Raw genomic sequence first — 21,387 nt, 5'->3', positions numbered from 1 at the left:
TGGAACGAACGACAGGGAGGAGAGGAGATCATGGGCGAGCAGGTCAGCGATTTTTTGCTCAAGCGGCTATCGGCATGGGGTGTCAAACGCATCTTCGGCTACCCGGGCGATGGCATCAATGGTCTGCTCGGTGCGCTTGGCCGTGCCCATGAGCGATTCGAGTTCGTGCAGGTTCGTCATGAGGAGATGGCCGCTTTCATGGCGTGCGCGCACGCGAAATTCACGGGCGAGGTGGGCGTTTGTCTCGCAACCTCGGGGCCCGGAGCGATCCATTTGCTGAACGGCCTCTACGATGCCAAGAAGGATCACCAGCCGGTCGTGGCGATCGTCGGCCAGCAGGCGCAGAGCGCGCTCGGCGGCGATTACCAGCAGGAAGTCGATCTGACCTCGCTGTTCAAGGACGTCGCCCACGAATACGTGCACATGGCGAGCAGCCCTGCGCAGGTGCGCCACCTCGTCGACCGCGCGATACGCATCGCCATGGATCAGCGCACCGTAACCTGCGTGATCCTCCCCAGCGACCTGCAGGAAATGGACGCGGTCGAAATCCCGCCGCGGGCGCACGGCACGGTGCATTCCGGCATCGGCTACGAGCGCGCGCGGACCGTGCCGGAGGCAGCCCAGCTGAAACGGGCGGCGAGCGTGTTGAACGAGGGGAAGAAGGTGGCGTTGCTGGTCGGCGCGGGCGCCTTGCACGCGAGCGATGAAATCATCGAGGTCGCCGAGCGGCTCGGCGCCGGGGTTGCCAAGGCGCTGCTCGGTCGTGCGGCCGTACCGGACGATCTGCCCTACGTGACCGGCGCGATCGGTCTGCTCGGCACCAATCCGAGCTGGGAGTTGATGAACGGCTGCGACACGCTGCTGATGGTCGGTTCAACGTTTCCGTATTCCGAATTTCTGCCCAAGGAGGGCCAGGCCCGCGGCGTGCAGATCGATCTCGATGGTCGCGTGCTCAGCATCCGCTACCCGATGGAGGTCAATCTGATCGGCGACAGCGCGGAGACCCTGCGCGCGCTGCTCCCGCATCTCGAGCGTAAGGAGGATCGCTCCTGGCAGCAGCATATCGAAGAGGAGGTGGCGCATTGGTGGAAGATTTTAGAGGCGCGCGCAATGACCAAGGCCACGCCGATCAACCCGCAGCGCGTCTTCTGGGAGCTCTCGCCCCGCCTGCCGGATAATTGCATTCTGACTTGCGATTCCGGCTCGGCAGCTAACTGGTACGCGCGTGACCTCAAGCTCCGCCGGGGGATGATGGCCTCGCTCTCCGGCGGGCTCGCCACCATGGGGCCGGGCGTGCCGTACGCGATCGCGGCCAAGTTTGCGTATCCGCAACGGGCCGTGATCGCGATGGTCGGCGACGGGGCGATGCAAATGAACGGCATCAATGAACTGGTCACCATCGCCAAATATTGGAAACGTTGGCAAGACCCGCGGCTGGTGGTGCTGGTCCTCAACAACCGTGATTTGAACCAGGTGACCTGGGAACAGCGGGTAATGGCCGGCGATCCGAAGTACGCGCCCTCACAGGACATTCCGGATTTCCCGTACGCGGGCTACGCGGAGTTGCTTGGGCTTGGCGGGATCAAGGTCGATGAACCGGATGCGCTTGGCGAGGCGTGGGAGACGGCGCTCGGCAGTGACCGGCCGGTGGTGCTGGAAGCGGTTACCGATCCGGATGTGCCGCCGATGCCGCCGCATATCAAGCCGGAGCAGGCCAAAGCGTATCTCTCCGCGCTGCTGCACGGCGACCCGGACGCCCTGGGTATCATCAAGGCCTCGGCCAAGGACTTTCTGAAGACCTTCGCCCCGACCGCAAAAAGCTGAGGCACGGAGGCCACGGCAATGGCGACTCGCGCGGCAGCGACTATCGAGGGGATCGATGTCTCGGCCTACGAGATTCCGACCGATCTGCCGGAATCGGACGGAACGCTGGAATGGGGTTCGACCACTTTGGTGCTGGTCGAGCTGAGCGCCGGTGACAAGGTGGGACTCGGTTACACGTATGGCCATCAGGCAATCGCCACGCTGATTCGCGGCAAGCTCGTCGATGAGCTCGTCGGGCGCGACGCCATGGATATCGAGGCCTGTTGGCTCGCCCTGATCAGATCGATCCGCAATCTCGGGCGTCCCGGTATCGCATCGATGGCGATTGCGGCGCTCGACATCGCGCTCTGGGACGTGAAGGCGCGCTTGCTTGACTTGCCGCTGGCGCGGTTGCTCGGAAGGGTTCGCTCGGGCGTGCCGGTTTACGGCAGCGGCGGCTTTACTTCGTATTCCGAGCCACAGCTGTGCGCTCAACTGACTCGTTGGGTCGACGCCGGGATACCGAGGGTGAAAATGAAGGTGGGGCGCAAGCCCTTGCAGGATTTGCGGCGAGTGTAAACGGCGCGTGCAGCGATCGGCGCGCAGGCGGAGCTGTTCGTCGATGCGAACGGCGCCTACGATCGCAAACAGGCGCTCGCGCTCGCCGAGCCTTTCGCCGAGCAGGGCGTTAGCTGGTACGAGGAGCCGGTAACCTCCGATGACCTCGCCGGATTGAGCCTGCTGCGCGATCGCGTCCCTGCGCGCATCGAGATTACCGCCGGCGAATACGGCTATGATTTGCCTTACTTCCGCGCCATGCTCGAAGCGGGCGCCGTCGACGTTCTACAAGCCGACATCACCCGCTGCGCCGGCGTGAGCGGATTCCTCGCCGTGGCAGCGCTTGCCGAAGCGTACCAGGTGCCGTTATCCGCGCATAACGCGCCGGCGCTGCACCTGCACCCCTGCTGTGCGATCAAGCCGTTGCGCCACCTCGAATACTTTCATGATCACGTGCGCGTCGAGCGCATGCTCTTCGACGGGGTGCAGGAGCCGAATGGCGGCTCGCTGCGTCCGGACCTCTTCCGGTCGGGTTTGGGGCTCGAGTTCAAACGCCTCGACGCGCAGCGGTATCGCCTGTAGCACGGGTTCGAAGCCCGCGCCGGTTCTCCATCCTGGCAGCAAACACTAAGACAGTAAGGCAGGGAGCAGCAATGCGCGAAGTGGCACGCTTCGATGAATCCGCCGGCAAGCGATTGGCTCGCGATCTCGATGCCGCGCTGAGCGGCGAGGTCCGCTTCGATGCCGGCAGCCGCGCGCTCTACGCCAATGACGCCTCGAACTATCGTCAGCCGCCGATCGGCGTGGTCATCCCGCGAACCATCGATGACATCGTCGCCACGCATCGCATCTGCCGCGACCACAATGCGCCGATCCTATCGCGCGGCGCCGGCACCAGCCTCTCCGGCGAGGCGGTGAACTATGCCGTTGTCATCGATCACTCGAAATACCTGCAGGAAACGCTGGCGATCGAGGCCGACAAGCAACGGGCCACCGTCGAACCGGGGGTGATCAACGCCAAGCTCAACGCGATGCTGGCGCCGTACGGGCTCGTCTTTCCACCGGATCCGTCCACGCACCACTGGTGCACGATCGGCGGCAATATCGGCAACAATTCCTGCGGCATGCACTCGGTCCAGGCCCAGTTTTACGGCCCCGGTCCGCGCACCGCCGACAATGTCCATTCCCTCGATGTGCTTACCTACGACGGGGCGCGCCTGACGCTCAGGGATCACTACGAAGAACGCGAGATCGACGCGATCGTCGCCGAGGGCGGGCGCAAGGGCGAAATCTTCTCGCGCTTGAAGGCGTTGCGCGATCGCTACGCGGAGCGCATCCGCGCGCGCTACCCGAGCATAGAGACGCTGCCGCGCCGCGTCTCCGGCTACAACCTCGACGATTTGCTCCCGGAGAATGGCTTCAATCTCGCCAGCGCGCTGTGCGGCACGGAGGGCACCTGTGTCACCGTGCTGCAGGCAACGCTCAAGCTCACGCCCAACGTCCGTCATCGCACGCTGGTTGTGATCGGCTTCGAGGATATCGCCGCTGCCGCCGATCATGTCCCGGAGATCATGGCGCAGCGCCCGATTGCACTGGAAGGCATCGATCATCAGCTTTTGCAGGACCAGCGTGTGCAGCACATGCACATGCACATGCACATGCACATGCACGTGCACACGCTCTCGCAGCTGCCGCGAGGCCGCGCCTGGCTGCTGGTGGAACTCGGAGGTGATGATTCTCGGCAAACCCGCGCCAAGGCCGAGGCGCTGCGTGAGGCGCTCAACCACAGCGATGCCGCGCCCAGCGGTTACGCCGTCGTGGACGACGCGCAGTGGCAAAAAAAGCTCTGGGCGGTGCGCAAGGCGGGGCTCGGTGCCACCGCCTTCGGTCCCGACGGCCGGCCGCATTGGCCCGGCTGGGAAGACTCGGCCGTTCCGCCGGAAAGGGTTGGCGCCTACCTGCGGGAGCTGCAGCGGCTCTACGCCAAGCACGGCTACACGGGCGCGCAGTACGGTCACCTCGGCCAGGGCTGCGTGCACTCGCGAATCGACTTCGAGCTGCACTCCCGCGAAGGGGTAAAGAAATTCCGCGCGTTCGTGGAGGAGGCCGCTGAGCTGGTGGTTTCCTACGGCGGCTCGCTTTCCGGCGAGCACGGCGATGGCCAGGCGCGCGCGGAATTGCTCGTCAAGATGTACGGCGAAGAGCTGGTGCAGGCGTTCCGCGAGTTTAAATCGATCTGGGATCCGAGCTGGAAAATGAATCCCGGCAAGGTGATCGATTCGTATCGGCTCGACGAAAACCTGCGCTTGGTGAACTTTCATCCGCCGCAAACCGCGACGCACTTTGCCTATCCGAATGACGAAGGCCGCTTCGGGCGCGTTGCGATCCGTTGCGTGGGTGTCGGCAAATGCCGCAGCGACAGCGGCACCATGTGCCCGAGCTTCATGGCCACGCGCGAGGAGAAACACTCCACGCGCGGTCGCGCGCGGCTGTTGTTCGAAATGCTGCAGGGCGATGTGCTGAACGAGGGCTGGCGCTCCGAAGCCGTGAAGGAATCGCTCGATCTGTGCTTGTCCTGCAAGGGATGCAAGAGCGATTGTCCGGTGAACGTGGACATGGCCACCTACAAGGCGGAGTTCCTGTCGCATTACTATCTGGGCAGGATGAAACCGCTGCCGGCGTATGCCTTCGGGCTGATCGACCGGTGGTCGCGCCTGGCAGCAAAGATGCCCACGGTAGTGAATTTCCTCACGCACGCCCCCGGCGTTTCGCGCATCGCCAAGGGCCTCGCCGGAATGCCCCGGGCGCGCGCAATCCCGCGGTACGCGCCGCGAACATTCAAGGCATGGTTCCGCCGGCGTGGCCCGCGCAACGCCGGGGGTCCTCCGGTCGTGCTCTGGGCCGACACGTTCAACAACCATTTCTTCCCGGACATCGCGCAGGCGGCCGTCGAGGTGCTCGAATCGCAGGGCTACCGCGTGTTGGTGCCGCTGCAGCCGATCTGCTGCGGGCGGCCGCTCTACGAGTTCGGCATGCTCGATCGCGCCGGGCACTATCTGCAACGCGTGATGGACACGCTGCAAAGCGAAATCGACGCCGGGGTGCCCCTGGTCGGCCTCGAGCCGTCGTGCATCTCCGTGTTCCGTGATGAATTGACGAATCTCTTTCCCGATGACCCGCGCGCGCGGCGCCTTGCCCGGCAGAGCTACCTGCTGAGCGAATTTCTCGAAACCGTCGTGGAAAACTACAGCCCGCCGCGTCTCGGACGCAAAGCGCTGGTGCAGGCCCATTGTCACGACGAATCGATCATGGGCCTGGACTGCGAGAAAAGCCTGCTCGAAAAGCTCGGCCTCGACTACGAGCTGCCCGATTCCGGCTGCTGCGGCATGGCCGGCTCATTTGGCTTCGAGAAGGAGAAGTACTCGGTTTCCATGGCCGTCGGCGAGCGCGTGCTGCTGCCGAAGATACGCGCGGCGGATGAGAACACGTTGATCATCGCCAATGGCTTCAGCTGTCGCGAGCAGATCGCGCAGAGCACCCATCGCCGCGCGCTGCACATCGCGCAAGTCATCCAGATGGCGCTGCATGGCGGTGCGCCGGCGGGGGCGGCCGAGGTGGCGATCGAACGAGAACGTGCGGCGGCGCAGCGCAAGGCCAACCGAGCCAGCGCCGTGACGCTCGGCGCGCTCGTCGTCGGCGGGTTGCTTGCCTGGCGCGTCAGCCGGCAAAACCGCCGCTGAGGCTCCGCTCCATCAGCCGTGTACAACCAATACGCGGGCGCCGCTGTCGGCGCGGCACCGGCGGCTTACAAAGGAAGGGAAGAGGCATGAACGAACACGCAGCATCCGAAGTCGTCGTCATCACCGGCGCGACGGCGGGTGTCGGCCGCGCGGCGGCGCGCGCGTTTGCCAAGCGCGGGGCGCACGTCGCCTTGCTCGCCCGCGACGCCGACCGGCTGGAGGCCACACGTTGTGAGCTCGAAGCATTGGGCGGCAAGGCTTTTGGTATCAGTGTCGATGTCTCCGACGCCGCCGCCATCGAGAGGGCCGCTGAGGCCATCGAAGAAAACCTCGGTGAGATAGATATCTGGGTAAATGCCGCCATGGTGACGGTGCTCGCCCCGCTCGATGAGATCGCGCCGCAGGAGTTCGCGCGGGTGACCGAAGTGACCTATCTCGGCAACGTTTACGCCATCATGGCGGCATTGAAGCGCATGCTGCCGCGCGATCGGGGAACGATCGTGCAAGTCGGCTCCGCGCTTGCCCACCACTCGATACCGCTGCAGGCGCCGTATTGCGGTGCCAAGCACGCGCTCAAGGGTTACACCGAGGCGCTGAGGATCGAGCTGCTGCATCGCGGCAGCCGCGTGCACGTCACGCTCGTCGATATGCCGGCGCTCAACACGCCGCAATTCGACTGGGCGCTCAACAAGATGCCGAAACGCGCGCGTCCCGTCGCGCCGGTTTACCAGCCCGAGGTGGCCGCCCGCGCGATCGTCTGGGCCGCGCACCACCGCCGCCCGCGCGTTGATGTCGGCCTGTCGTCGCTGCTGACGCGCTGGGCCGACAAGCTGGCCCCAGGTCTACTCGACCGATATTTGGCGCGCGGCGCTGTTGGCGCGCAACAAACCGATGAGCGCGCCAACCCGGCCGAGTCGGGCAACCTCTGGAAGCCCGTGGCGGGCGAGGGTGGTGCGCACGGGCGCTTCGGCGACGAGGCCTACGGGCACAGCATTCAGCTCTGGGCGACAACTCACCGCGGCTGGCTCACACTCGCCGGTGCTGCGTTGGCGATCGGCGCAGTCTGCGCGCGCCCGGCGGCGGCAAAGGAGCAATCGACGGCGGCTGAGCCGATTAGCTTGAACCGGGACGTGGCGCATTTTCCAAGCCGATGCGGCCTCGGCCGGTACCAGCGGCCGGTGGCGTCTGCGTACAGCCTTTGCTGACCGGGTGAGCAAAGGCTACCGGCACACGCCCAGTAGCGCTAGGCTTCAGTCGCTCCCATACGCGATGGTCGTAAGCAAAGCGAGCTCCGCCTGACGGGAATCCAAACGGGTGTGCTGTACTACGATGGGCACATCCGACTCGATCACGCTGGCGAAATCCTCATCTCTGGGAAGAGGCTCCGGGTTGTCCAGCTCGTTGAATCGCACGTGCCGCGTGCGCCTCGCCGGGACAGTGAGCTCGTAAGGCCCGACGGGTTCCCGGTCGGCAAAGTAGACGACAATCGTCACCGCAGCCGCCTGGTCAGTGGTGTTGAGAATACAAGCTGTTTCGTGGCTTATCATCTGCGGCGCGGAACCGGTGCTGCCCGCAGGTATATAGCCTTCGGGAATGGCCCAATATCTTTTGCCTATCCGATTGCTCATTTCATTGCGCCTCATCATGAATGTTCGTTGGGACCTTCCCGATGGCAAGGAAATAACGGCGCACTGCGCAGCCGCCTCCCCTGCTTTGAGGGGCGGTAAAGAGTTGAGTTCAGCTATAAAGCACTTGCTGCCAAACGAAACGGTTTGCCGCTCCCGCCGAATCTGAGGCGAAGACCGCTTCCCAGCTAGAAAGAGACCGCTAACCGCGGAATCTTACCGTCACCGGCACGCTTACCACCCGGTGAGGATGTGCGAGGTCGTTTGCGCAAGCTCGGACCGCGGCGTTGGGTTAACCCGCCGATCCTGATGGTCGAGCCCTCGGGAACGAATGCCCATGGGCGAGGACAAACATTTATAGCTCCTCTCCGATGCCGCGGTATTCCTCGGAGGAGTGGCAGAGAGCGCGTCGCGCGGGCTCCTCGAACGTAGGTCCGGCGTGCTCGGCGTTTGCCTCAAAAGGCAGCGGCTGAGAGGCGGGTCTGCATGCAAAGGACATGACCATGGAACCGAGCTCTTCCGCCGTCGATTCGAGCGCGAGGATCGCGCAGAAGTACACGAAAGACGGCGACAACATCTCTCCCCCGCTTAGTTGGTCCGGGGTGCCGCGGCCGACTCGGGAGCTGGCACTGCTGCTCGAAACCATCAGCCCTGAAACCGAAGATCCTCAGCTGCTCTGGCTGGTCTATGGCATATCGGCCGAGCGAAGCGGCCTGCCCGAGGGTTTTCGGCATAAGGCGGAGCCGCAGGGCCCGGAGCAATTGCGCCAAGGCAAGAACGCGCTGGGCAACGTCGGCTACGACGGCCCCATCGGCACTGTCGGCCGGCGCTATCGCTACCGCTTTCGGCTGCTGGCCCTGGACGAGCCGCTCGGGCTGGATCCGGGCGTCGACCAAGCCACCTTCGCGCGGGCGGCTGCAAAGCACATCATCGGTCAGACCTCACTCGAAATCGAATGGCCGCGGCCCCGCCCCTAGTCCGAGCCGACGTCCGAAACGCCCGGTCTCGAACTCAAGGCAGGCTAGGCACACTAAACAGGTAGGTATTGGTAAAGGAGATATCAGCATGGCCGAGCAAGGATCGTCAGAAAATTCGGTGGAGACCCTGGAGCAGGGGCACATCTACTTCTTCTATCGGCCACGCGTCGAACAGGAGGAGCCGCAGGGGGCAGAGGATATCCAACGCTTGATGATGGTCATTCATCCCTTCGAGACCGGGGATTACCGCCTCCTGCAAATTGGCCGCCGGCAACTCTCCGATCCGGCCGAAGGCGGAAAGGGCCAGATCTGGGGTTTTGTCGACAGCGTGACCGACCGGCCCGAGAAGACCGAAGAGGCGCTGCGGGGGGAGACATACCAGACGAAAACCCGCGGCGAACGCCATAAGCCCTCCGCGCGTCCCGCCGGCGAGGGTGTTTATCGGATTTTACGCCACGATGACCATACCCATCTGGTATATGCCCTGGAATTGCCACGCCGTCCGAAAGACGTGCAACAAGAGCTGAACATTGCCGAGGACGCGAGCTACGTCATCAGCATCAAGAATCCCGAAGCGGGCTCGCCGCGGGCCGCCGGATTGTCCGAGGACCAGCAGGCCAAGTACCCGAAACGGTTGCAGAAGGTGTTTCGCAACCGCCGATTCTGCGAGTGCGACCCACCGGATTTTCTCAACCGCGAGGGCACTGAATTTCTACTGGTCGCGGCGTCGGAGGATGTATCCGAGGATCTTGGCATCCGACTCGACACCGACCGGGAGAGCCGCTCTTCGGCGGATATGTTCAAGGACCTGAAGCTCGACAAATCACAGCATCCGCTCAATCCCCTATTCAAGGGCGAGTGGGATTGATCCGCCCCGGCTCTCGGTGCGCATGAATTCGGCCACATTGTGAAATGCTCACGCAAGCGGTTCCAGGCGCCCTGCTGAATTCGCCCTGGCCGCAAGTGCTACGGGCAGGGTCCATCTCCAGCTCAGGTGCGGCGCGTATCACACGCCGGACAAATGCAGGTGAAACCGCAGGCCGATGAAGCGCTCCTTCCTCGGATCTTTCCCGCACCGCGAGCCGCGGAGGGGCATACGGTCATCTTGTCCACGGATGAGCGTTGCCGAAACGTTTTTACAGGTGATTCCAACGTTCTGGAGGACGCGTTCATGGATACCAGAACGCATGATGAGCCGCCGCCACGGCGTCGGCCGGAAGCGAGTTACCGCAACGTCAACGACCAGGAGCGCAAAGCGTCCCTGATCGCCGGCCTCGCGAGCGTACTGCTCGGGCTGCGCCGCGGCGGCGCATTCGGATTGGCGCTGGGCGCATTCGGCGGCTTGCTTGGTTACCGCGGTGCCACTGGGCATTGTCCCGTATTCGCCAAGATGGGCAAGAGCACGGCGAGGCCGACCGACCGCGGGCTATTCGCAGGCGAGCCGCTGCGAATAACGACCGGCGTGACGATCAATCGCGAGCCGCGCGAGCTATATCTCTTTTGGCGGGACTTCACCGAGCTGCCGAAATTCATGAAGTTCATTACAGAGGTCCGGCCCATCAGCGAGCAGCGCACCCGATGGGTGGCTGAAAGCCCCCTGGGCGGGAAGCTGGAGTGGGAGTCCGAGGTCGTGGAGGACGTCCCCAACGAGCGAATCGTCTGGCGCGCCACGGCGAATTCCAAAATCAAACAGGACGGGAAGGTCCGTTTCCGCTCCGTAGCCGGTGGCCGGGGGACGGAGGTGGAGCTGGATCTGCGCTACGAGTTGCCCGCCGGAACGCTCAGCAGAACATTGGCCGGCTTTTTCAACTCGTTGACCGAGCAGGCCATCCGCGAAGATCTCCGGCGCTTCAAGCGCTTGATGGAGGCGCACGAGATTCCCACAAACGCCGTCACTGCGATTGCGAACCGCCAGGGAGGCCCGCAATGAAAGCCGTATGCTGGCATGGCAGGGGAGACGTCCGGGTCGATTCCGTGCCGGATCCGGAAATCGTCAACCAGCGCGATGCGATCGTAAAGGTTACAACGACCGCCATATGCGGTTCCGACCTGCACCTTTACAACGGTTTTGTTCCGGGCATGCGCGCAGGGGATGTCCTCGGCCACGAGTTCATGGGCGAGGTCATCGAGGTGGGTCCTAGCGTCAAGCAGCTGCAGCGGGGCGACCGGGTAATCGTCCCGTTCAACTTATCCTGCGGCAGCTGTTTTTTCTGCCAGCGCGAGCTCTGGTCGCTTTGCGACAACTCTAACCCCAACGCGGCGGCGGCGGAAAAAATGTGGGGCCACTCGCCGGCGGGGCTTTTCGGATACTCGCATCTTCTTGGGGGGTATGCCGGTGGACAGGCCGAATATGTCCGAGTGCCCTACGCGGACGTGGGACCGCTCAAGGTCCCTGAAGGGCTGGGCGATGAGCAGGCGCTTTTCCTGACCGATATTTTCCCAACCGGTTACCAGGCGGCCGAATACTGCAACATTGCAGCGGGTGACACGGTTGCCGTTTGGGGCTGCGGACCGGTCGGCCAGTTCGCCATCGCCAGCGCTCAAATGCTCGGGGCCGAGCGCATCATCGCCATAGATGACGTGCCGGAGCGTTTGGAGATGGCGGCCGAGCATTCCGATGCCACGCTGCTGCGTCCCGCCGAGGTGGGCAACACGTTGCAAATGGCCGAGGCGTTGCGGGACATGACCCGGGGCCGTGGGCCGGATGCCTGCATCGACGCCGTCGGGATGGAAGCCCATGGGGTCGGTTTGGAAGGTTGGTTCGATACCGTCAAACAGAGCATGCGAATGGAGACCGAGCGCCCGACCGCGCTGCGGCAAGCGATCATTGCCTGCCGAAAGGGCGGTATCGTCTCCGTCCCCGGCGTCTACGGTGGTTTCGCCGATAAGATTCCACTCGGCTCCATGATGAACAAGGCGCTTACCCTGAAGACCGGACAGACCCACGTTCATCGCTATCTCAGGCCGTTGCTGGCGCGCATCGAGCGCGGCGATCTCGACCCGAGCTTTGTCATTACGCACAGGATGCGCCTGGATGATGCGCCCCGCGCCTACCGTCTATTTCGCGACAAGCAGGAGGGCTGCATCAAGGTGGTACTGCGTACGGATGGCGAGGGGTGAGCTCATGGCGCGTTTGGCCATTTTGCGCCAACTCTTCGCGAGCCACCGTACTCCGCATTAGGCGCCTCGATTCGGCCGAGCCGCCGTTCCCTACCCACCCGTAGCATCACGAGCAACTTTTAGCGGGAGGGGACGCGCAGCTCGAATGTTTCGTGCAGGAGGTTCGCCGTTTTTATCCTTTTTTTCCGTTCGTCGCGGCCCGTGTACGGGACGAATTTGAATGGAACGGCTTCCATTTCCCAAAAGGTCAACGGGTGATGTTGGATCTTTACGGCACGAACCATGACGCCCGATTGTGGAATAGCCCCGATGAGTTCCGCGCGGAGCGGTTTCGGGACTGCAAGGCAAGCGCCTTCGCCTTCATTCCCCAGGGCGGTGGTGACCATTACCACCATCACCGCTGCGCGGGCGAATGGCTTACGATCAAGCTCACTAAGCTAGCTGTAAAACATCTGGTCAGGTCGATGAACTACGGGGTGCCAGAACAAGACCTCGGTATCAGGTTGTCGAGAGTTCCGGCGGTTCCGAGAAGCCGCTTCGTCATGAGGAATGTAAGGTTAAGGCATAGAATTGATTAGCGGTTCGGGGCTGCCCGCCGAAGCCTTGCACACTTGCTGGAGTTGCCTCCGCTGAACCGGACAACGGCGTTTGGGCCGCGGTCCCGCCTTTTGTCGGAAGCCCCGGGGTTGAATGCATCCAGCGCCGCTAAAGCCTCTGCACACAACGATGCTCAGTCGATTCGCTCCCGGCTGAGACCCCATCAGTCCAGCGGCACGGCGACTGGCCGTTAACGAGCTTAGCTGTCGGATCGAGAAGCAGGCTTCCCCATTTGCCGAGGCCGCGAATACAAGACAACCGTCTTTATTGGCTCACGAGGGCTACCGGATGTTCGTGCTCTGACCGGCGCTTCCATATATCGGTAACCCTCATTTTCGTGACACCCGCTGTCCGACCAAGTCGCGATTCTGCGACTTGGTTTTGGCCGTACGGCCTGGACACGCCCCGTTCACCCCCTCAGGGGGCGGCGCGATCTTCTAGGTCGCGTTGATGCTGTTAGCTCTAGCCTTCCTCGGGGGGCTGCATGCCGCCACCCGGCGGCTGCCGCTCGCCTTGGGGCGGTTCCTGCATACCGGAGCCTCCGCCCGCCGGCGGCTGCTCCTGCATGCCAGAGCCCCCGCCTCCCGGCGGCTGCTGCTCCTGCATCTGCCCGGGGCTTCCGGATGGGCCGCCCTGGCCGTTCTCGCTCTGTTCACCACTCTCGCCGCAGCCCGTGAGTCCTGCGGCAAGGAAAAGCGCAGCCGCCGCCGCAAGCGCATAGCCCTTCTTTTTGAATGCAGAGTCGCCATCAGTGGCGTGTGCCGTGTTTGGATGTCGCATGACAGTACTTCCTCACTGAACTACTGGATTAACGCTAGGCACGTCTTAAAGGCCCGGTCGAAGACCGGATCGGCTCCAAGCTGAGGAGCCGCATTCACTTACTGTGGGTTCATCCCGTTCGTTTCAATGCTCTGCGTATTGAGAATTATCGCACACCCGGCTGGGCCTGCCGCCCATGCCGCCGCTTTTGTTCGCCATCGCGCGCGGGCGGGCATTCAGCCCACCACCGGCTTTTGCATTGGTGCGGGCGCAAGTCATGCCGGGTGGTCAATTGTGACTTCGCGCCGATGGGTGCGAGTGAGTCGTTCACCCGAGCGTATTGTCTATACGTGGGCGAGCCCGTTGCCGGACGCCAAGCCAGGTTTTCGTTACGCGGTCAAGACATTACATGCACGGTAGCGGCCGCCGTTTTGGCAAAGCCTCGATTGCCTCCTCTTGCCCACTTGTGGCTTCACCGCTCCTTGCTGCTGCGTTGCCAAGCACCGAATGGGCTCTAGGGAAAAGACAGGGTTTGCCGAGGCTGCAACGCCTTACTCGGGTAACAGGCAGATCATGAATGGCGGAATTTGAACCCCTGTGGAGATACGTCGCCTGCTCGCCGATGACTATCGCGTGTGGGTGCCGGACCTGCCCGGCTTCGGGCGCAGCGGCAAGCCGCGGCGGGTGTGGGATGTCCCCGAGCTGGGCGACGCTTTGGGGGAGTGGATGGCAGCGGTCGGCCTCCAACACGCGGCTCTGCTCGGCAACTCATTCGGTTGCCAGGTCATCCTCGAGTGCGCCGCGGCAAACGGGGCGTTTCATCGGGGTAGACACTCGCGCCTATCCCCGGGACTTCGCGGTTTTCGCCCGTTACCATAGCGCGCTGTGTCGGGCCGTCCGTGAGAGTTATCCGCTACCGCCCGCGTTGGCTCTCGACGAGTTCCACGCCTTTTTGGATAGCACAGCCGGACGGTATCGTGTCCATTGGGCTTAGGCAGGCGCTTGTGCGGCGCGGTAATGGCGAGGCGAGCGCGCAGGTTACGCTCGCTGTCAACGCGCCCGAGTCTCACCTTGGTCAGTTCCGTTGTTCTGGGTCGATTTGCTGGTGATCGCGGTCGTCTTCCACCTGCCAGGAGATGATGTGGCCCTCCGGGACCAGGCCAGCGAGCGCTTCGATCGCCGCCTCGACGGTTGCGGTGTCGTCGAAGAACTCGATGACTTCCGGCAGATGAGGATCGAGCCGCAGCAGGTCGGCGGCGTGAACGAGGCCTTTGGAGCCGAATCCGGTGACGCCGCGGAACACGGTGACGCCTCGAACCCGGTGTTCATCATGCAGGATACCCATGATCTTTTTCATCAGGTTACCCTTGCGGCCGCTATCCGATTCGCTTATGTAGATCCTGACCACGCTCATCTGCTTGCTCATGCGCCGTTCTCCGTGTGTCGCGCGGGCGATTACCGTCATCGCCGATTAGGCGGATGCTTCTTAGCGTAGTCGCTGTCCCGTCAGGCGTGAGGCCGACGTCTTGCGGGGGGTGTGCTTCGCGTGGCCAATGGAGACGGCGGCGGTGAACCGACAGCCCCTTGCGGGCCTTTACACCTAAGCAAACGTTCAAGGGAGGAACTATGCAATACGCTTTGATGCGACGGGCGCGCACGCGGCGTGGTATGTGCCTCGTCCCGGCGGCGCGGGTTGAGCTTGAGGCTCGAGACGAGCACGAAGGTAACTGAGATGCCGGCACGGATTGGGCCGTCGGATGCGTTGGTGCTCTTTGGCGCCACGGGCGATCTCGCCTACAAGAAAATCTTCCCGGCGCTGGCCCGGCTCGAGGCGGCAGACGAGCTCGGCGTGCCCGTGATCGGCGTCGCCAAATCGGGCTGGGATGCCGATCGGCTGCGCGAACGCGTCCGAGCGAGCCTGCAAGACCATGGCGGGAGCCACGACCAGGAGGTCGTCGCGCGCCTCCTCGGGCGCATCGACTATATCGACGGCGATTACCGGGATGAGAAGGTCTTTACCGAGTTGCAGCGTCGACTCGAAGGCCGCAAGCGCCCGCTTTGCTACCTGGCGATTCCGCCGAGCCTGTTTCCCACCGTGATCGAATCGCTGAACAAGGCGCGGCTGGCCAGAACGGCGCGGGTCGTGGTGGAAAAGCCGTTCGGCCGTGATCTCGCCTCCTCGCAAGCTCTCGATCGGACGCTGCTGCGTTTCTTTCCCGAGGAGCGGATCTTTCGCATCGATCATTTTCTCGGCAAGGAGCCGGTGCAGAATCTGCTCTACTTCCGCTTCGCCAACACGTTTTTGGAGCCGTTCTGGAACCGCGCCTACGTGGCGAGCGTGCAGATCACCTTGGCCGAGTCCTTCGGCGTGGAAGACCGGGGCGCTTTCTACGACGAAGTCGGCGCGATTCGCGACGTGGTACAGAACCACCTGCTGCAGGTGCTCGCCATACTCACGATGGAGCCGCCGGCGGCGAGTGATGCGCAATCGTTGCGGGACGAGAAAGCCAAGCTTCTGCGCTGTGCGCGCCCGCTCTCGCCTCAGGAGGTGGTGCGGGGGCAGTATGCCGGCTACCGTCAGATCCAGGGCGTGAGATCCAACTCGACGCAGGAGACCTTCGCGGCCTTGCGGCTGCATATCGACAACTGGCGCTGGGCCGGCGTGCCGTTTTTCATTCGTGCCGGGAAGCGCCTCCCCGGAAGCGCGCAAGAAGTGCTCGTTCGCCTGCGTCGCCAGCCGCATGATATTTTTAACGAGCCCATCACCACCGACACCAATCACGTGCGCTTCCGCCTCGGTCCGGATCGGATCGAGATCGCCATCGGCGCGCGCATCAAGCAGCCGGGTGAGATCATGGCAGGCCGGCAGATCGAGCTGGATTTGGCCAGCGATCCTTCGACCAACGAGCCGCCTTATCAGCGCTTGATCGGCGATGCGCTCAAGGGCGACCAGGAGCTTTTTGCACGCAGCGACGGCGTAGAGGCCGCCTGGCGGATAGTGGACCCCGCGCTCGCAGCGCAAACGCCGGTCTATACCTACCAACCCGGCAGCTGGGGGCCGGCGGAAGCACGTGCCATGACGGCCTTCATCGGCGGCTGGAGCGACCCGGCCTGCTGAGCTCGCGCGCCGGCCGAGCTGACGGCCGCCTGCTCGGGCGAGGGACCGGCCGCTGAGTGCCCCATTCTGGCCGCGCTGGCGGGAGCGCAGGACAAATGAAGGCACCGACTGGGCAACGGCATCTGAGAGGGCAGGAAAATGCAAGCAAGCGTAGCAAGCGAGCGCGGCGAGGAAGTCAAGGATCCCGTTTGCGGCATGAGTGTGGACCCCGCCACGGCAAAGCACACGGCGGCCTACCGCGGTCGCTCGTACTATTTCTGCGCCGCGCGTTGCCGCGAGCGGTTTTTGGCCGAACCGGAGCACTTCCTTGATGAGCGCTCGCGGCAGCGGCCAGCCGCGCGTGCCGGTGCGATCTATACCTGCCCCATGGACCCGGAGGTGCGCCAGCAGGGCCCCGGCGATTGCCCCAAGTGCGGCATGGCGCTCGAACCTGAAGCGCCGCAGCGCCGAGTTGAATACACCTGCCCGATGCATCCCGAGATCGTGCAGGACGAGGCGGGCGATTGCCCCAAGTGCGGCATGGCACTCGAGCCGCGCACCGCAAGCGCGCAGGAAGGCCCAAGCGCGGAGCTCGTCGCTTTTACCCGCAGGCTCTGGGTCGCCACGCCGCTAACCGCAGTGCTGCTGGTGATCAGCATGGGCGACATGCTGCCGGGGGTGAGCTTCCAGCGCTGGCTTGGTGCGGCGTACGGCTGGATTTCGCTCGCGCTGGCGGCACCGGTGGTGCTTTACGGGGGCTCCGTTTTTTTCGTGCGCGCCTGGAAGTCGCTCAAAGGGCCGAATTTCAACATGTGGACGCTGATCGGGCTCGGTACCGGCGTGGCGTTTTTATTCAGCCTGTTCGCGCTGGTTTTCCCATCTCTGCTACCACCGGCTTTCCGGGGACGCGAGGGCGAGGCGCCGCTTTATTTCGAGACGGCGGCGGTGATCGTTACCCTGGTGCTCGTCGGGCAGCTGATCGAGCAGCGCGCGCGTGAGCGTACCTCGGGCGCCATCAAGGCGCTGCTCGATCTGGCACCGCCCAGGGCGCGGCGTCTGCGTGGCGATGGCACTGACGAGGAGATCGATCTGGCGCAAGTGCAGCGGGAGGATCGCCTGCGCGTGCGCCCGGGTGAGCGGGTGCCGGTCGACGGTGAGGTGCTCGAAGGGCGCTCGAGTATCGATGAATCCATGATCACCGGCGAGCCGGTGCCGGTGGAAAAGACAGAGGGTGACCCCGTGACCGGAGGCACCGTGAACGGCAACGGCGGTTTCGTGATGCGGGCGACGCGCGTGGGCGAGGAGACGCTGCTCGCGCGCATCGTCGCCCAAGTGGCGGCCGCTCAGAGAAGCCGCGCGCCGATTCAAAGCCTGGCCGATCGGGTGGCGGGCGTCTTCGTGCCCGCCGTGGTGGCTTGCGCCATTGCCGCGTTCGTCGCCTGGATGGTTGTGATGCCGGCGAGTGACGGATTCGGTTTCGCGCTGCTCTCCGCGATTTCGGTGCTCATAATTGCCTGTCCGTGCGCGCTCGGGCTCGCCACGCCGATGGCCGTGATGGTCGGCGTCGGCCGTGGTGCGGGCGCGGGCATACTAGTACGCGACGCCGAGGCACTCGAGCGCATGGCGCGTGTGGATACGCTGGTGGTGGACAAGACGGGCACCATTACCGAGGGCAAGCCGCGGCTCGAGACGGTGGATGCGGCGCCCGGTTTCGAGAGGCACGAGGTGCTCCGCTATGCGGCCGCCCTCGAGGCGGCAAGTGAGCATCCCCTGGCCGGCGCGATTCTCGCCGGGGCGGGTAAGCAAGGAATCACGCCGGCGCCGCTCGATGCCTTCGAGGCCGTGACCGGCCGCGGCGTGCGGGGCACGTTCTCGGGTCGTACGGTGCTTGCCGGCAACGCGGCGTTCATGGCCGAGTCGAACGTCGCGACCGCCGCGCTCGCCGAACGGGCGCAGGCGCTCGCCGCCGACGGGGCGACGGTCATGTACGTGGCGTTCGACGGGCGTGCGGCGGGGCTGCTCGGGGTGCAGGACCCGGTGAAGGAGACAAGCCGGGAGGCGGTGGAGATCCTGCACCGCGAGGGAGTGCGCGTCGTCATGGTGACCGGCGATGGCCGGCGGGCGGCCGAGGCGGTGGCGCGCGCTGTCGGTATCGACGAGATCGAGGCGGAGGCGTTGCCCGAGGCCAAGCTCGATAGCGTGCGCCGTTTGCAGGCCGAGGGCCGGGTGGTGGCGATGGCGGGCGACGGGGTGAACGATGCGCCGGCGCTTGCCGCTGCCGATGTCGGGGTCGCGATGGGCACCGGCACCGACGTCGCGATGGAAAGCGCCGGGCTGACGCTGGTCAAAGGCGACTTGCGCGGCGTCGCCAAGGCGCGGCGGCTCTCGCGTCGGACCCTCACCAACATCCGCCAGAATCTCTTCTTCGCCTTCCTCTACAACGGCCTCGGCGTCCCGATTGCCGGCGGCGCGCTCTATCCGCTCACCGGCTGGATGCTCTCGCCGATGATCGCCGCCGCCGCGATGAGCTTGAGCTCGGTTTCGGTGATCAGCAACGCGCTGCGCCTGCGCCGGGCCGCGTTGTAAGCGCCACGCGATCGGGGCGACTTCCGGCCGATAGACGGCGCTTGCAGAGCCACCACGGCGTTGTTGACTTCGGCGACGCGCGCGTGCCCGGTGCGGCCGGTGTGCTTTTGGTCGTACCCCTTACGGCTGGTCGAGCTCGGGATAGTGACGGAAGATCCCGTTTTCGCGGAAGGGTTGCCGGCGCTCTGAGGCGAGATAGGCGGCGATGTTGGGACGCTGCGCGATACGCTCGGTCAGCGCCGTCACACGCGGCAGCTCGGGCTCGATGGCCCGCATGGCCCTGGGAAAGGCGTAGCGCAGCCCGCTCAGCATATGGAACAGCGACAGATCCACATAGGAGCAGGGCTTGCCAAGGAGATGAACGTCGCCCGCCGGATTGGCCGCGAGGAGGCGTTCGAAATAGTGCAGGAATTTCGGTAAGCGCCCACGGATGAAAAGCTCCGCGCGGCGGGCGGCCGCCTCCTTCTGTTCCTCGTAGTGAAGGCCCGGATCCAGCGGGTGGTGGCTATCGTGCACTTCCGCGGTGAAATCGCTGATGGTGAGCTGCAATCCATGGGCCCAAAGCCGCGTGGCTTCGTCCCCGGGCACTTGCCCGAGCCGCGGTCCGAGGAAGTGCAGGATGTTGGCAACGTGCGAGACGATGAGATCGCCTGCTTTCAGGAACGGCGGCGCGAAGGGTGGCCGGGCGGTGGCCTTGCCCGTGAGATAGCGTCGAATCGCTGCGACCCCCCGACCCTCTGCCGCCGACTCCCGGGCGACATCGACGTAATCGGCGCCGGCATCTTCCAGAGCCAGCCGAACGAATTCTCCCCGCCCCGGGATCCCCGGCCAGTAATAGAGCTCATATCGCATGGCAGCCTCCTCTCGTGTGATGAACTCCGAGCGCTCCGCTTTAAAACGCATCATGGCATCGCTGGTCGAGCAGTGCAGCGCACGCACAAGCGGCCAGGCAGCGAAATGGGCGAGTGCTCCAGTCGCCGCCGCACGCACCGCGGCGGACGGGAACAGCCGGTCAGCCGTGGCCATTGCCCCGGCGCTTCTGTCCGGCGCTCAGCCGGGTGTCGGATCCACCGGGAATAATGCGAGGATCACGGTGAATGAACGTCTTCGTGGCTCGATCGATCTGAGAAAACAGAGTGTTTATTCTTACTAGGGTTGCAGCGGCTGCTAGAGAGGTTTCTCCATGACCAAACACGTATTCGTAATCGGCCTGGACGAGTTCAATCTAAGGGAGCTTCAGACCGTGCGGAACGCCGCCGACTATGAGTTCCACGGCCTCGTCGCCTACGACACCATGGTCAAACCGACTTCCTACCCGATGCCGGAAATCATGGCGGAGGCCCGCCGTACGCTGCGCGCGGCGCCGGGCGTGGACGCCATCATCGGCCACTGGGATTTCCCCACCACTTCGATGCTGCCGATCCTGCGCCGCGAGTGGGGACTTCCCACGCCGACACTGGAGAGCGTGCTTTACTGCGAGAGCAAGTATTGGAGCCGCATCGCGCACCAGGAAGCGGTGCCGGAATGCACGCCTTCATTCCAGGGGATCGATGCCTACAGCGACGACCCGGTGGGGGATCTGGAGCTCGACTACCCTTTTTGGCTCAAACCCACCACGGCCTTCTCCTCGTATCTGGGCTTTCGCATCGACAACGAGGATCAATACCGCCAGGCCATGGCCACCATTCGCGAGAACATTCATGTCTTCGCCGAGCCCTTCGACTACATCCTGCAGCATTGCGAGAACCGGGCGGCCTTACCGGCGCGCGGCAACGGGGCCACCGTGCTCGCCGAGGGCCTGATCGGCGGTCACCTGTGCACTTTGGAGGGCTACGTCCACGAGGGCGAGGTGGTGACCTACGCGGTGGTCGACTCCCTGCGGGGCTCCAACAACGTCAGCTTTCTCAGTTATCAGTACCCTTCGCAGCTGCCGGAGGGCATCCAGAATCGGATGCAGGCCCACGCCGAGCGGATTCTCAAACATATCGCCCTGGATCAGACGCCGTTCAATATGGAGTTCTTCTGGGACCCACAGACCGACCGGGTCTGGTTGCTGGAGATCAATCCGCGGATATCGAAGTCACACTGCCCCATTTTCCAAATGGCCACCGGCGCCTCGCACCACGAGGTGGCCATCGACATCGTGCTCGGTCGGCGCCCGGACTTCCCGCGTCCCGAGGGCCGTTTTCCCATGGCGGCGAAGTTCATGCCCCGGGTCTACGGCGATGCGATCGTCAACCGGGTGCCCTCGGCGGCCGAGATCGAGGCTATCCAGCGCCATCACCCGGAGCTGAGCGTAAACGTCTACGTCGAGGAGGGGATGCAGCTCTCCGAGCTGCACAACCAGGACAGCTACAGCTATGAAATCGCCGATGTCTTCCTGGGTGGTCATAGCGAAGAGGAGCTGCACCAGAAGTTCCGCGAGACCATGCAGCTGCTCGATTTCCAATTCTCGGAGGTGCTCCCCACGAACTACAGCTAACGGCCGGCGGTACGAGTTTTACGCGACGCCCGCGCCGCGGGCG

The 21,387-nt window shown here is 64.1% G+C and carries 18 protein-coding genes; 14 read left to right on the top strand and 4 right to left on the bottom strand.

Annotation, left to right across the window (positions count from 1 at the left end):
• Positions 1-30: 30 nt before the first annotated feature.
• The 5 genes from AC52Q4_RS14195 (at position 31) to AC52Q4_RS14175 (ending at position 7,306) form a co-directional block, all read left to right on the top strand.
• Positions 31-1,824 carry a thiamine pyrophosphate-requiring protein gene (locus AC52Q4_RS14195; RefSeq protein WP_495537451.1) on the top strand — a complete coding sequence of 598 codons (1,794 nt, stop codon included), beginning with the start codon at positions 31-33 and terminating at the stop codon, positions 1,822-1,824.
• Between the two features lie 18 nt (positions 1,825-1,842).
• Entirely contained in the window at positions 1,843-2,382 is a 540-nt protein-coding gene (locus AC52Q4_RS14190) for an enolase-like domain-containing protein (RefSeq protein ID WP_495537450.1), read from the top strand.
• Between the two features lie 15 nt (positions 2,383-2,397).
• Positions 2,398-2,943, top strand: coding sequence for an enolase C-terminal domain-like protein (locus AC52Q4_RS14185; protein ID WP_495537464.1), 546 nt, complete (start codon positions 2,398-2,400; stop codon positions 2,941-2,943).
• 71 nt (positions 2,944-3,014) lie between these two features.
• Entirely contained in the window at positions 3,015-6,101 is a 3,087-nt protein-coding gene (locus AC52Q4_RS14180; protein WP_495537449.1) for an FAD-binding and (Fe-S)-binding domain-containing protein, read from the top strand.
• A gap of 86 nt (positions 6,102-6,187) precedes the next feature.
• The gene (locus AC52Q4_RS14175) at positions 6,188-7,306 is read left to right on the top strand and encodes an SDR family oxidoreductase (RefSeq protein ID WP_495537448.1); all 1,119 of its coding nucleotides are present in this window, start codon (positions 6,188-6,190) and stop codon (positions 7,304-7,306) included.
• Between the two features lie 45 nt (positions 7,307-7,351).
• Here AC52Q4_RS14175 and AC52Q4_RS14170 read toward each other — a convergent pair whose 3' ends face one another.
• Positions 7,352-7,729 carry a sensory rhodopsin transducer gene (locus tag AC52Q4_RS14170; protein ID WP_495537447.1) on the bottom strand — a complete coding sequence of 126 codons (378 nt, stop codon included), beginning with the start codon at positions 7,727-7,729 and terminating at the stop codon, positions 7,352-7,354.
• Positions 7,730-8,223: 494 nt separating this feature from the next.
• Here AC52Q4_RS14170 and AC52Q4_RS14165 point away from each other — a divergent pair, with 494 nt between their 5' ends.
• The 5 genes from AC52Q4_RS14165 (at position 8,224) to AC52Q4_RS14145 (ending at position 12,401) form a co-directional block, all read left to right on the top strand.
• On the top strand, positions 8,224-8,703 hold the full coding sequence (locus AC52Q4_RS14165) for a YbhB/YbcL family Raf kinase inhibitor-like protein (protein ID WP_495537446.1): 480 nt from the start codon (positions 8,224-8,226) through the stop codon (positions 8,701-8,703).
• Between the two features lie 88 nt (positions 8,704-8,791).
• Entirely contained in the window at positions 8,792-9,571 is a 780-nt protein-coding gene (locus tag AC52Q4_RS14160; protein WP_495537445.1) for a hypothetical protein, read from the top strand.
• 153 nt (positions 9,572-9,724) lie between these two features.
• Positions 9,725-10,633, top strand: coding sequence for an SRPBCC family protein (locus AC52Q4_RS14155; protein ID WP_495537444.1), 909 nt, complete (start codon positions 9,725-9,727; stop codon positions 10,631-10,633).
• Entirely contained in the window at positions 10,630-11,823 is a 1,194-nt protein-coding gene (locus AC52Q4_RS14150; protein WP_495537443.1) for a zinc-dependent alcohol dehydrogenase, read from the top strand. The genes AC52Q4_RS14155 and AC52Q4_RS14150 overlap by 4 nt, the downstream gene beginning before the upstream one ends.
• Positions 11,824-11,975: 152 nt before the next feature.
• A complete protein-coding gene (locus AC52Q4_RS14145; protein ID WP_495537442.1) occupies positions 11,976-12,401 on the top strand; it encodes a cytochrome P450 in 426 nt (141 codons plus the stop codon).
• Between the two features lie 481 nt (positions 12,402-12,882).
• Here AC52Q4_RS14145 and AC52Q4_RS14140 read toward each other — a convergent pair whose 3' ends face one another.
• A complete protein-coding gene (locus AC52Q4_RS14140; protein ID WP_495537441.1) occupies positions 12,883-13,200 on the bottom strand; it encodes a hypothetical protein in 318 nt (105 codons plus the stop codon).
• A 576-nt stretch (positions 13,201-13,776) separates the two neighbouring features.
• On the opposite strand from AC52Q4_RS14140, the gene AC52Q4_RS14135 reads away from it, so the two are divergent.
• Positions 13,777-14,058: an alpha/beta fold hydrolase gene (locus AC52Q4_RS14135; RefSeq protein ID WP_495537440.1), complete on the top strand. Its 282-nt coding sequence runs from the start codon at positions 13,777-13,779 to the stop codon at positions 14,056-14,058.
• Between the two features lie 196 nt (positions 14,059-14,254).
• Here AC52Q4_RS14135 and AC52Q4_RS14130 read toward each other — a convergent pair whose 3' ends face one another.
• On the bottom strand, positions 14,255-14,605 hold the full coding sequence (locus AC52Q4_RS14130) for a DUF190 domain-containing protein (protein WP_495537439.1): 351 nt from the start codon (positions 14,603-14,605) through the stop codon (positions 14,255-14,257).
• 306 nt (positions 14,606-14,911) lie between these two features.
• Between AC52Q4_RS14130 and zwf the strand changes: the two genes are divergently transcribed.
• Both zwf and AC52Q4_RS14120 read left to right on the top strand, forming a co-directional pair.
• Positions 14,912-16,297: a glucose-6-phosphate dehydrogenase gene (gene zwf, locus AC52Q4_RS14125; protein WP_495537438.1), complete on the top strand. Its 1,386-nt coding sequence runs from the start codon at positions 14,912-14,914 to the stop codon at positions 16,295-16,297.
• Positions 16,298-16,435: 138 nt separating this feature from the next.
• Positions 16,436-18,862, top strand: coding sequence for a heavy metal translocating P-type ATPase (locus AC52Q4_RS14120; protein WP_495537437.1), 2,427 nt, complete (start codon positions 16,436-16,438; stop codon positions 18,860-18,862).
• Between the two features lie 120 nt (positions 18,863-18,982).
• Here AC52Q4_RS14120 and AC52Q4_RS14115 read toward each other — a convergent pair whose 3' ends face one another.
• Positions 18,983-19,888, bottom strand: a complete 906-nt coding sequence (locus AC52Q4_RS14115; protein WP_495537436.1) for a glutathione S-transferase — start codon at positions 19,886-19,888, stop codon at positions 18,983-18,985.
• Between the two features lie 157 nt (positions 19,889-20,045).
• Between AC52Q4_RS14115 and AC52Q4_RS14110 the strand changes: the two genes are divergently transcribed.
• Positions 20,046-21,344, top strand: a complete 1,299-nt coding sequence (locus AC52Q4_RS14110) for an ATP-grasp domain-containing protein (RefSeq protein WP_495537435.1) — start codon at positions 20,046-20,048, stop codon at positions 21,342-21,344.
• The last annotated feature ends 43 nt before the right edge of the window (positions 21,345-21,387 follow it).

This window comes from Nitrococcus sp., assembly GCF_059432795.1.
The sequence above is the reverse complement of the archived record's forward strand: the minus strand, read 5'-3'. Positions and strand labels throughout refer to the sequence as shown.

What these genes read in the sequence shown, in the direction of transcription:
- AC52Q4_RS14195 (WP_495537451.1), top strand. Translation starts at nt 31, where the DNA reads ATGGGCGAGCAGGTCAGCGATTTTTTGCTCAAGCGGCTATCGGCATGG.
- AC52Q4_RS14190 (WP_495537450.1), top strand. Translation starts at nt 1,843, where the DNA reads ATGGCGACTCGCGCGGCAGCGACTATCGAGGGGATCGATGTCTCGGCC.
- AC52Q4_RS14180 (WP_495537449.1), top strand. Translation starts at nt 3,015, where the DNA reads ATGCGCGAAGTGGCACGCTTCGATGAATCCGCCGGCAAGCGATTGGCT.
- AC52Q4_RS14175 (WP_495537448.1), top strand. Translation starts at nt 6,188, where the DNA reads ATGAACGAACACGCAGCATCCGAAGTCGTCGTCATCACCGGCGCGACG.
- AC52Q4_RS14170 (WP_495537447.1), bottom strand. Translation starts at nt 7,729, where the DNA reads ATGAGCAATCGGATAGGCAAAAGATATTGGGCCATTCCCGAAGGCTAT.
- AC52Q4_RS14165 (WP_495537446.1), top strand. Translation starts at nt 8,224, where the DNA reads ATGACCATGGAACCGAGCTCTTCCGCCGTCGATTCGAGCGCGAGGATC.
- AC52Q4_RS14160 (WP_495537445.1), top strand. Translation starts at nt 8,792, where the DNA reads ATGGCCGAGCAAGGATCGTCAGAAAATTCGGTGGAGACCCTGGAGCAG.
- AC52Q4_RS14155 (WP_495537444.1), top strand. Translation starts at nt 9,725, where the DNA reads ATGCAGGTGAAACCGCAGGCCGATGAAGCGCTCCTTCCTCGGATCTTT.
- AC52Q4_RS14150 (WP_495537443.1), top strand. Translation starts at nt 10,630, where the DNA reads ATGAAAGCCGTATGCTGGCATGGCAGGGGAGACGTCCGGGTCGATTCC.
- AC52Q4_RS14140 (WP_495537441.1), bottom strand. Translation starts at nt 13,200, where the DNA reads ATGCGACATCCAAACACGGCACACGCCACTGATGGCGACTCTGCATTC.
- AC52Q4_RS14130 (WP_495537439.1), bottom strand. Translation starts at nt 14,605, where the DNA reads ATGAGCAAGCAGATGAGCGTGGTCAGGATCTACATAAGCGAATCGGAT.
- zwf (WP_495537438.1), top strand. Translation starts at nt 14,912, where the DNA reads ATGCCGGCACGGATTGGGCCGTCGGATGCGTTGGTGCTCTTTGGCGCC.
- AC52Q4_RS14120 (WP_495537437.1), top strand. Translation starts at nt 16,436, where the DNA reads ATGCAAGCAAGCGTAGCAAGCGAGCGCGGCGAGGAAGTCAAGGATCCC.
- AC52Q4_RS14115 (WP_495537436.1), bottom strand. Translation starts at nt 19,888, where the DNA reads ATGGCCACGGCTGACCGGCTGTTCCCGTCCGCCGCGGTGCGTGCGGCG.
- AC52Q4_RS14110 (WP_495537435.1), top strand. Translation starts at nt 20,046, where the DNA reads ATGACCAAACACGTATTCGTAATCGGCCTGGACGAGTTCAATCTAAGG.